Origin of the sequence: uncultured Enterococcus sp., assembly GCF_913775425.1 — a bacterium.
Classification (GTDB): domain Bacteria; phylum Bacillota; class Bacilli; order Lactobacillales; family Enterococcaceae; genus Enterococcus_G.
Genome location: NZ_CAJYIS010000086.1, coordinates 1 through 10285 on the forward strand (window position 1 = coordinate 1; position 10285 = coordinate 10285).

At 39.2% G+C, this 10285-nt stretch carries 11 protein-coding genes; 10 read left to right on the forward strand and 1 reads right to left on the reverse strand.

Annotated features, from left to right (window positions below; all coding sequences use genetic code 11):
• From QZ413_RS09745 to QZ413_RS09770, 6 genes are all read left to right on the forward strand, one after another.
• On the forward strand, positions 1 to 794 hold a 794-nt coding region (locus tag QZ413_RS09745), incomplete at its 5' end, for an RNA-guided endonuclease TnpB family protein (RefSeq protein ID WP_297079732.1).
• Between the two features lie 230 nt (positions 795 to 1024).
• The gene (yycF, locus tag QZ413_RS09750) at positions 1025 to 1729 is read left to right on the forward strand and encodes a response regulator YycF (protein WP_297079734.1); all 705 of its coding nucleotides are present in this window, start codon (positions 1025 to 1027) and stop codon (positions 1727 to 1729) included.
• 7 nt (positions 1730 to 1736) lie between these two features.
• Positions 1737 to 3575: a cell wall metabolism sensor histidine kinase WalK gene (walK, locus tag QZ413_RS09755; protein WP_297079736.1), complete on the forward strand. Its 1839-nt coding sequence runs from the start codon at positions 1737 to 1739 to the stop codon at positions 3573 to 3575.
• Positions 3572 to 4897 (forward strand): YycH family regulatory protein, encoded by a 1326-nt coding sequence (locus QZ413_RS09760; protein ID WP_297079739.1) that lies wholly within the window; start codon positions 3572 to 3574, stop codon positions 4895 to 4897. The genes walK and QZ413_RS09760 overlap by 4 nt, the downstream gene beginning before the upstream one ends.
• Positions 4897 to 5751, forward strand: coding sequence for a two-component system regulatory protein YycI (locus QZ413_RS09765; protein WP_297079740.1), 855 nt, complete (start codon positions 4897 to 4899; stop codon positions 5749 to 5751). The genes QZ413_RS09760 and QZ413_RS09765 overlap by 1 nt, the downstream gene beginning before the upstream one ends.
• A gap of 47 nt (positions 5752 to 5798) precedes the next feature.
• A complete protein-coding gene (locus tag QZ413_RS09770) occupies positions 5799 to 6605 on the forward strand; it encodes an MBL fold metallo-hydrolase (protein ID WP_297079742.1) in 807 nt (268 codons plus the stop codon).
• A gap of 90 nt (positions 6606 to 6695) precedes the next feature.
• On the opposite strand, the gene QZ413_RS09775 is transcribed toward QZ413_RS09770, so the two are convergent.
• On the reverse strand, positions 6696 to 7316 hold the full coding sequence (locus QZ413_RS09775) for a CPBP family intramembrane glutamic endopeptidase (protein ID WP_297079744.1): 621 nt from the start codon (positions 7314 to 7316) through the stop codon (positions 6696 to 6698).
• A gap of 189 nt (positions 7317 to 7505) precedes the next feature.
• Here QZ413_RS09775 and groES point away from each other — a divergent pair, with 189 nt between their 5' ends.
• The 4 genes from groES to QZ413_RS10375 all read left to right on the forward strand — a co-directional run.
• Entirely contained in the window at positions 7506 to 7790 is a 285-nt protein-coding gene (gene groES, locus QZ413_RS09780) for a co-chaperone GroES (RefSeq protein WP_297079747.1), read from the forward strand.
• Between the two features lie 25 nt (positions 7791 to 7815).
• Positions 7816 to 9438, forward strand: a complete 1623-nt coding sequence (gene groL, locus QZ413_RS09785; RefSeq protein WP_297079749.1) for a chaperonin GroEL — start codon at positions 7816 to 7818, stop codon at positions 9436 to 9438.
• Positions 9439 to 9705: 267 nt separating this feature from the next.
• Positions 9706 to 10167 carry an IS200/IS605 family transposase gene (tnpA, locus tag QZ413_RS09790; protein WP_297079751.1) on the forward strand — a complete coding sequence of 154 codons (462 nt, stop codon included), beginning with the start codon at positions 9706 to 9708 and terminating at the stop codon, positions 10165 to 10167.
• A partial coding sequence (locus QZ413_RS10375) for a helix-turn-helix domain-containing protein (RefSeq protein WP_367117314.1) occupies positions 10142 to 10285 on the forward strand: 144 nt, incomplete at its 3' end. The genes tnpA and QZ413_RS10375, both read left to right, overlap by 26 nt.

Below are 10285 nucleotides of genomic sequence, written 5' to 3' on the forward strand. Positions count from 1 at the left end.
ATAATATTTCTGTTGTGGATAACCATGTGATTCGATTGCCAAAACTAGGTCTCGTTAGAGCAAATGGCTTACACCGTATCAATGGCAAAATCAAGAGTGCTGTTATTCGAAAAAATCCGAATGGATCGTTTACGGCAACGATTCAGGTGGAACATGAACCTTCAACATTAGCTAAGACTAATCGTTGTGTTGGTATTGATCTAGGCATTTCTTATTTAGCAATACAATCGAATGGTGTAAAATTACCAAATAAAAATTTCGAACGCACTTTGTCTAAAAAGCGTAAGCTTTGGGAACGAAAACTTGCTAGACGCAGAATCCAAGCGAAAAAACAAATGAATCTTGCCAAAGAACAAGGTATTGAGCTTGAGCTATCTTCGTTTAAAAACTTAGAAAAAGCTCGCATTATGGTGGCGGAAATTAACCGGAAAATCATGAACCAACGAGAAGACTATCTTCAAAAATATACAACTGGTTTAGTAAAGCAATTCGACACCATCGTGATTGAAGAGTTAAAAGTATCGAACATGATAAAGAACCATCATTTGTCACGTTCCATAGCTGATGCATCTTGGGCGAAAATCAAGTCCATGCTGCAATACAAGTGTGACTGGTATGGTAGAGAATTGGTTATTGTTTCCTCTCATTATACGAGCCAAATTTGTTCTTCATGTGGTGAGAACACTGGTAAAAAACCACTACATATTCGTGAATTTACTTGTTCTCATTGTGAAACACATCATGATAGAGACATCAATGCGAGTATCAACATCTTAAACAAAGCGTTTGCCTAACGTTAAAGGCACTGGTATGGGACATCCTACAATCAACAATGTAGTACGCCATGGTTAATAGGAGACACCGCTGTAGGCTAGAAACTTAGACATCAAGTACGCTCTGTTCCCAAAAGCTTGTTGCTTCAGCAACGAGTAGTTCACTGATTTTAGGGAAAGATGAAACGCGCGTCAAAATATTGTATAATGGAAAAGATAAAGTAAACGGAAAGAAAAAAGAGGTGGCCAATATGAAAAAAATCTTGGTTGTGGATGATGAAAAACCGATTTCAGATATCGTCAAGTTTAATTTGAATAAAGAAGGATATGAAGTATTTACCGCATATGATGGAGAAGAAGCACTTGAAAAAGTGCGTGAAGTCGAACCTGATTTAATTCTTTTAGATTTGATGTTACCTAAAATGGATGGATTAGAAGTGGCGCGTGAAGTGCGTAAGACGTACGACATGCCGATCATTATGGTAACCGCTAAAGATTCAGAAATCGATAAAGTGCTTGGATTAGAGCTTGGTGCAGATGATTATGTTACGAAGCCTTTTTCAAATCGTGAGTTAGTAGCACGCGTAAAGGCAAATCTTCGTCGCGGCGCAACGAGTGCAAAAGAAGCAGAAGAGCCAGTAAATGCCGAGTTGAGTATTGGGGACTTGACGATTCATCCTGAAGCGTATATGGTAACCAAGCACAATGAAGCGATCGAATTGACACATCGCGAATTTGAATTGTTACATTATCTCGCCAAACATATCGGACAAGTGATGACTAGAGAACATTTATTGCAGACGGTTTGGGGCTATGATTATTTTGGTGATGTCCGTACAGTCGATGTGACGGTAAGACGATTACGTGAAAAAATCGAAGACAATCCAAGTCATCCAAATTACTTAGTCACACGTCGTGGTGTTGGATATTACTTGCGTAATCCAGAACAGGAGTAAGCCTTATATGAAAACAAAAGTTCGCTTTTTCCAGTCGGTGAACTTTAAGATCGCCCTGACATTTATCTTGATTTTGTTGATTTCAATCGAGATTATCGGGGCGTATTTTATTCGCGGCTTGGAACGTTCGACCATCAATAGCTTTATTACAGATATGAACAACAGTGCCTCTTCGATTTCTTACGTCGTGGCCAACGAGTTAAGTAAACAAGACAATACCGATGAAAGCACAACAAATGCTGCCATCCAACGCTTACTAGAAAATAGCGACAATGCACAAGTGATCGAAATGCGTGTCGTGGATGAAAAAGGGATCGTGAGAGCGACGACGGATGTTAGCGATCAAAGTTCAGTTGGAAAACGTAATGACTATCGCGACATCGATGATTTTTCAGCAAAAAGTTTTATTACCGTGGATCCTGACGGTAAAAGGGTTCAAATCAATGTGCAACCAATCCAATCACCTTCAGGGGAGGCGGTTATTGGGGCACTGTATATCAAAAGTGATTTGGAAAAAGAATATCAGCAGATCAAAAATACCGCATTGATTTTTGTTACGTCTTCGATTATTGCAGCAGTGATCTCAATGGTGATTGCGCTATTTATCGCACGCTCCATTACACAACCAATCGGTGAGATGCGCCAACAAGCAATCCGGATCGCTCGCGGTGATTATAGTGGAAAAGTCGCGATCCATGCACAAGACGAGCTGGGCCAGTTGGCCGATACCTTTAATCAATTAGCTGAACGAATCGAAGAGACTCAAGAAGCGATCGAATCAGAACGCAATCGATTGAATAGTGTCTTGTCGCATATGACCGATGGCGTAATCGCAACCGATCGTCGTGGAAAAGTCATTACGATCAATGAAATGGCATTATCGCTACTGGATTTGAAAACAGAAGAAGAAGCAATCGGATTATCGATTTTGACGATGTTGCATATGGAAGAAGATTACACGCTACGTGATCTATTAGAAAATCAAAATGAACTGCTACTAGAACGCCCATCTGACTCAGTTGAAAGCGGACAGCTTATTTTGCGTGTCGACTTTTCCATGATTCGTCGCGAATCTGGCTTTATTTCAGGCTTAGTTGCCGTGATCCATGACGTGACCGAGCAAGAAAAAACAGAACAAGAACGACGAGAATTCGTGTCAAATGTTTCGCATGAACTGCGTACCCCACTTACGAGTATGCGAAGTTATATTGAAGCGTTAAGTGAAGGGGCTTGGCAAGATCCTGAGATTGCTCCGAATTTTCTAAAGGTCACGTTAGATGAAACCGATCGCATGATTCGTATGATCAATGATCTCTTGAATCTTTCACGAATGGATAGTGGGAATGCGCAATTACAAAAAGAATGGGTCAATTTTAATGAGTTGGTCAATTTTGTCTTAAATCGTTTCGACATGATGGTCACCAATCAAACAAAACGCTATACGATCAGACGTGAGTTTACACAACGTGAATTATGGATGGAAGTCGATGCTGATCGCATGATTCAAGTGATCGACAATATTATGAACAATGCAATCAAATATTCGCCAGATGGTGGCACAATTACAGTTTCTCTATCTGAAACACATAATCATATATTGTTGAGCATTCGTGACCAAGGTCTAGGGATTCCAAAAGCAGATCTGACCAAAATCTTTACCCGTTTTTATCGAGTGGATAAAGCCAGAGCGCGTCAGCAAGGTGGAACTGGTTTGGGACTTGCGATTTCACGAGAAGTCATCAAAGCGCATGGCGGTTCGATTTGGGCTCAAAGTCGCGAAAATTATGGGTCGACATTTTTTATTAGTTTACCTTATGAACCGTATGAGGAGGATTGGTGGGAATGAAATGGCAACGAATGATACTGAGAATCGCTCTTTGTTTATCCATTGTGACAAGTTTTTACTTGTCTTACTTGATTTGGCTTAATCCGACCAAAACAGTAGCCACTACACCTATTGCAAGTGAAACCAATACCCAAGGGGAAATGACGACTAAAAATTTTCGTAGTTTAACGGATGTTTTTTTACCGTTACAACTGGTTTCTGTAACAGATAGTCAAGCCAATGAAACGAATTCTGAACAATTGATCAAAAGTGTCTTAAGCGAGATCGGAAGTAGTGAAATGGAACAGCCCAAATGGACTAGTTACGAATCTGCTGATGCATTTATTGAGAAAACGACCATCAAAAATGGCTTTGATTTTATTTTTATGAATCGCATCTCACTGAATGAAGCGATTGATTTATTTGATCTCAAGTTAGATTTAGATGCGCAGTTGTTAGATAAAGAATTGATGTTTGATCAAATGAGTTACAATAGTGAAACCAAAACGATTCATTTTGTCGATGCAGCTAAAAAATCAGACTTAAGTGCAAACGTTACAGTAGATGAATCCGAAATCGCAACGATTTTAAAACAAGAAAAAGTCAATTGGCAACGTGTGACGTTTACACCAGAATTATTATTGCAACACTATTTAGTCGATCAACCGGTTCAGATGAAATTGTATAGTTATATCTCGACAGTGCAGCCTTACTCGGTATTTAGAGATAGTTTTTTTCATACACCTCAAGAAGCGACACTTAGTGACGATACGAATGATTTGATGTTGACGGATCAATCAGAAGTTATGACCGTGCAGTTAGATAATCGCTTAGTAGAATATCGAGACACCGATATTACAGGGATCCATGATAATCTGTATGTGAAAAGTTACGATTATATTCGGAACTTAGGAATGAATTATGGCAATTTAAGATTTCTTGATCGCTATGAGAACACACTGAATTATCGGATTTTTGTCGAAGGCTTTCCAGTGTTTAGCAATCAAAATGATGGTCTAGTGTCGATGCAATTTACAGAAAAAGCACAAAATCAAGACGAATGGTCAGTAAAAATCGCAGCGAGTTTGAATACGATCCAAATTCCGATCCCATCGGACAAACTGATCGAACTTCCTTCCAATAAATCGGTCTTATTAGACTTACAAGCACAAGGACTTGATTTAAGCCGAGTGTCTGCGATTATGGTTGGGTATGAGTGGAGTGATATCAAGGATACGAACGTTGTCGACCTCGTTCCGACTTGGTATATCAAATACGATCATACATGGCAAAGTCAAGACGCACTAAGTCAACAATTGCAGCAAAGTGCAGGTGAGCATTAATGGGATTTAGACGAATTGAATGGATTTTCTTTATTGCCTTTTTGGGTGTGAATATTTTCTTACTAAATATTTTCCAAGCATCAAAAAGCGATCAAATGATCGTATCGCCAGAAAGCCAAAAGATTCCAATTGAACAGCGGTTGGAAAATGACGATATTCGCTACGAAGGAACATTATCAGATCAAAGCTTGACGGGCTATTACTTGAGCGCCAAACCCGCAACGATGCAAAGTTTGTATACTGAAGTTAAGAAAAATAATGCCCAGTTATTGACTGATGGCGAAACAAAATTTGATGGCACGCGTTTGATTCATCAAACCATGGATAAATTTATCGTGCCAAAAGAAGAAAACTTAGCCAATGCCAGTCAAACCTATTGGAAAAAAAGTGTGATTCGTGGCGATGAGTATACGTATCAGCGTAATTTTTCTACGTTATCGGATGAAAAAACGGAAATCATCGCGACACAGTCTTATGAAGGCATTCCGATCAACGATCCTTCTAGTCAGTTAGTCTTCAATTTTACGCAAGAAAACGGAGACTACATCAATACTAATTATACACAAACCTATATTAGCAATCTCACTCCTTTACGAGAGTCGATGTCGTTGTATACAGAAAAAGAAGCGATCTCAACCCTTTACAGTAATAATCGTTTGCCTGTTAAATCCACGATCGAATGGGCACAATTAGCCTATACCTTGATTTTAAATGTACGCGGTCAAAACGTATACATTCCTGCGTGGATCGTATCGATCGAAAAAGCGGACAACTCACATCAACTAGAAGTGGTTAATGCTTTTAGTAATCGAATCATCACGAATTCTTCTGTGCGCAAGGTGGAAAATTATTAGCACTTCGCGTATACTCGTAAAGAAGAAACAAAAAGGGGTCAGATGTAATGAAAACGAACCAAGCATTTCAAGTCAGTATTTTAGCAAGTGGCAGCTCGGGAAATTCACTATATATCGAAAGTGAACAAAAACGAATCCTTGTTGATGCTGGATTGAGTGGGAAAAAAATTACTTCATTACTAGGTGAAGTTGATCGTAAACCAGAAGATCTCGATGCGATTTTGGTGACACATGAACACCGGGATCACATCCATGGTGTGGGAGTACTTGCACGTAAATATGGCTTAGATGTCTACGCCAATCAACAAACTTGGCAAGCCATGGATCCATTGATCGGCAAAGTCGATGTAGCGCAAAAACATATTTTTGATATGGAAAGTGTGTTGACATTAGGGGACCTAGATATTGAAAGTTTTGGTGTGTCACATGATGCTGCAGCACCACAGTTTTATAAATTTAATAAAGCGGGCAAATCGTTTGTTGTACTGACGGATACGGGGTATTGTAGTGATCGCGTTCGCGGGATCGTTGAAGATGCAGATGCTTATTTGATCGAGAGCAATCACGATTTAGAAATGTTGCGCATGGGGGCATATCCATGGAATTTAAAGCAACGAATACTAGGAGATAAAGGGCATCTGTCAAATGAAGATGGTGCGTTAGCGATGAAAGATTTACTTGGCGATCGAACGAAACGGATCTATTTAGGCCATTTGAGTCGCGAGAACAATTTGAAAGAATTGGCGCATCTGACGATGGAGACGATTCTAAAAGAATACGATAAAGGGGTCAATGAAACGTTTAAACTATATGATACCGATCCTGATCGAGCGACAGAATTATTTGCAATTTAAAAAGAAGTTGTGACAGAAAAAATGGCTTCTGAAATACTAGGTATTCACTTTTTAGGGGGTGTGACAAACGTTTGTCACACCCCCTTTTTTTTAAGTTAAGAAAATCGTCAGTAAGACAACTAAGGTATTCATGCCGACATGACAGATAATCGATGTCCAGATACGACCGGTTTTGAGATAGAGAAAACTAAAAAACAATCCTAGTGCGGTATATAGCAATAAGTGTCCGTCAAAATGGATCAGTGCAAACAGTAAACTACTGACACACATAGCAAACCAAAGTGGTGTTTTACTAGCTAAAGACAATAATATCGCGCGACGAAAGACAAATTCTTCCATGATAGGGCCACCGATTGTGACGGCTAGAATAAAGAAGGGCTGTGATTGAACAAACCCGATAATCTGTGCGGTATTTTGCGATGTCTCTGGGGCACCAAAGAGACCGACTTCGATTTGAGAGGCGATGGCTTGAAGGATCAAAGCTAAAAAGATACCTCCGATTCCCCAAGTCAAGATTTGTTTCCAATCGGCAGGACGTTTTTCAAATTGACTCAATCCATGACGTAAATAGACGAGACTTAACGTGATGGCACCAAGAACATATGTAAATAAGGTGATCCATAAGCTTAAATTGATCGGGAAAAATGCTGGAAGTAAGTAGCAAACAGCATAAATCAAAATCGTCAATAGACTATATTTTTTTAAAGACATGCTCGTTCTCCTTTCATTTCTCTTAGTATAACAAAAAAAACACAAGGTATCGCTTTTCCGGGAATTTTTTAAAATTATTCAAAAAACTTGCATTCTGCTACAAAAATGAGTAATATAATCTGTGTAAGTTAGCACTCGATTAAAGAGAGTGCTAATATATTAAAAACCTATTTTTTGGAGGGATAAAACGTGTTAAAACCATTAAGTGATCGTGTATTGATCGAAGTATCAAAAGAAGAAGAAACAACTGCTAGCGGGTTTGTCTTAGCTTCAGCAGCAAAAGAAAAACCACAAACTGGTACCGTGATCGCAGTTGGAGAAGGACGTCTTCTCGATAATGGAGAAGTAGCACCTGTTCCGGTAAAAGTGGGCGACACTGTGTTATTTGAAAAATATGCCGGTTCAGAAGTGAAGTATGAAGGCACTGAATATATGATTTTTTCAGCGAAAGATATCGTTGCAATCGTAGAATAAAAAAATTATTTTTGAGGTGAAGAAAATGGCAAAAGACATTAAATTTGCAGAAGATGCACGTTCAGCAATGTTACGTGGAGTAGATAAATTAGCAGATACCGTAAAAGTAACTTTAGGACCAAAAGGCCGCAATGTGGTATTAGAAAAAGGCTTTGGCTCACCACTGATCACAAACGATGGTGTGACTATTGCAAAAGAAATCGAATTAGAAGATCATTTTGAAAATATGGGGGCTCAGTTAGTTTCAGAAGTTGCCTCAAAAACAAATGATATCGCAGGTGATGGTACGACTACAGCTACTGTATTGACACAAGCGATCGTACGTGAAGGCTTGAAAAACGTAACGGCTGGTGCAAATCCATTAGGCGTACGTCGTGGGATCGAGTTGGCGACAAAAACCGCAGTCGAAGAACTACATGCAATTTCATCAATCGTGAATACTAAAGAAGCTATCGCACAAGTTGCAGCAGTGTCTTCTGGTAGTGAACAAGTGGGGAGTTATATTGCAGATGCAATGGAAAAAGTCGGCAATGATGGTGTGATTACGATCGAAGAATCAAAAGGGATCGAAACAGAACTAGATGTGGTAGAAGGAATGCAATTTGACCGCGGCTACCTGTCTCAATACATGGTAACAGACAATGATAAAATGGAAGCTGTGTTAGAAAATCCATATGTCTTGATCACAGATAAAAAAATCTCAAATATCCAAGACGTTTTGCCATTACTCGAACAAATCTTACAACAAAGCAAACCATTATTGATCATTGCAGATGACGTAGATGGTGAAGCTTTACCAACTTTAGTATTAAACAAAATCCGTGGTACGTTTAACGTAGTCGCTGTAAAAGCTCCTGGCTTTGGTGACCGTCGTAAAGCTATGTTAGAAGATATTGCGATCTTAACTGGTGGTACTGTGATCACAGAAGATCTAGGCCTAGAATTAAAAGATGCATCGATCGAAATGCTAGGACGCGCAAGCAAAGTCGTGGTCGATAAAGACAATACAACGATCGTTGAAGGCGCTGGCGAAAAAGAAGCCATTGCAGCACGTGTACAAGTGATCCGCAATCAAATCACAGAAACGACTTCAGATTTTGATCGTGAAAAATTACAAGAACGCTTAGCGAAATTAGCAGGCGGTGTAGCGGTAGTGAAAGTTGGCGCACCAACTGAAACAGAACTAAAAGAAATGAAGTTACGCATTGAAGATGCTTTAAATGCGACACGTGCAGCCGTTGAAGAAGGAATGGTTTCTGGTGGTGGAACTGCGCTAGTCAACATAATTCAAAAAGTAGCAGCATTAGAAGAAGAAGGCGATGTGGCAACAGGGATTCGCATCGTAGTACGTGCTTTAGAAGAACCAGTTCGTCAAATCGCAGAAAATGCGGGTTATGAAGGTTCAGTGATTATCGACAAATTAAAACAAGCTGAACTTGGAATCGGCTTTAATGCGGCAACTGGTGAATGGGTGAATATGTTAGAAGCTGGTATCGTGGATCCAACTAAAGTGACACGTTCAGCACTACAAAATGCTGCATCAGTAGCGGCATTATTGTTAACAACAGAAGCTGTTGTAGCGAATAAACCAGAACCAGAAAAAGCTGCTCCAGCAATGGATCCATCAATGATGGGCGGCATGATGTAAAAAACTGTTGTGACAGAAGTGGGCCGTTCTAAGAAATCAGCCGCATCATTTCCGATAATCGATTCATCTATTTCGGTATACTGCGACTTGTTTTTCAAAGGAGCTACTTTTGGAACACTATTTTTAGAGGTTGTGACAAATATTTGTCACAACCTCTTTTTTGATTAAACGAGAAGGAAACTCGGTATTTCAATGCCGAGATGAATTCCCGTTCTGTTTATTTTTAATTCACATATGGTAATGGTATAATTATTTAGAGGTGCTGATATGAAAGATAATAAACGATTCACATATGGTAGGACTTCTGTATACAATTTAAACTACCATCTCATTTGGGGAACCAAATATCGAAACAAAGTATTAAAGGGTCAAATTGAAACAGATTTAAAACAATTACTCCATGATATTGCGAATGAATATGGATTTACGATATCTCAAATGGAGATTGGTCTGGATGATCATATACATTTGTGGATAAGTGCCCCACCAAAATTATCTGTGACCAATATTGTTCGTTGGCTAAAAGGGATTAGTGCTCGGAAGATTTTCCAACTGCATCCAGAACTGAAAACCAATTCTGGGAAGCCAGAAGGGGATAGACAATTTTGGTCCCCTAGCTATTTTGTTGAAAGTATTGGAACGACAAATGAACATGCTATTGCGAATTATATTGACGGCCAACGATTAAAGGAGATGAATCATAATGAAACTGAAAGGAATCAAAATTAAACTATATCCTACTCAAAAACAAATTGAATTCATCGAATCTAATTTCCATATCAATCGCTTTGTGTACAATCAATTACTTGCCATGCAAATTGAACGCCATAAAAATGGTGGTGATTTT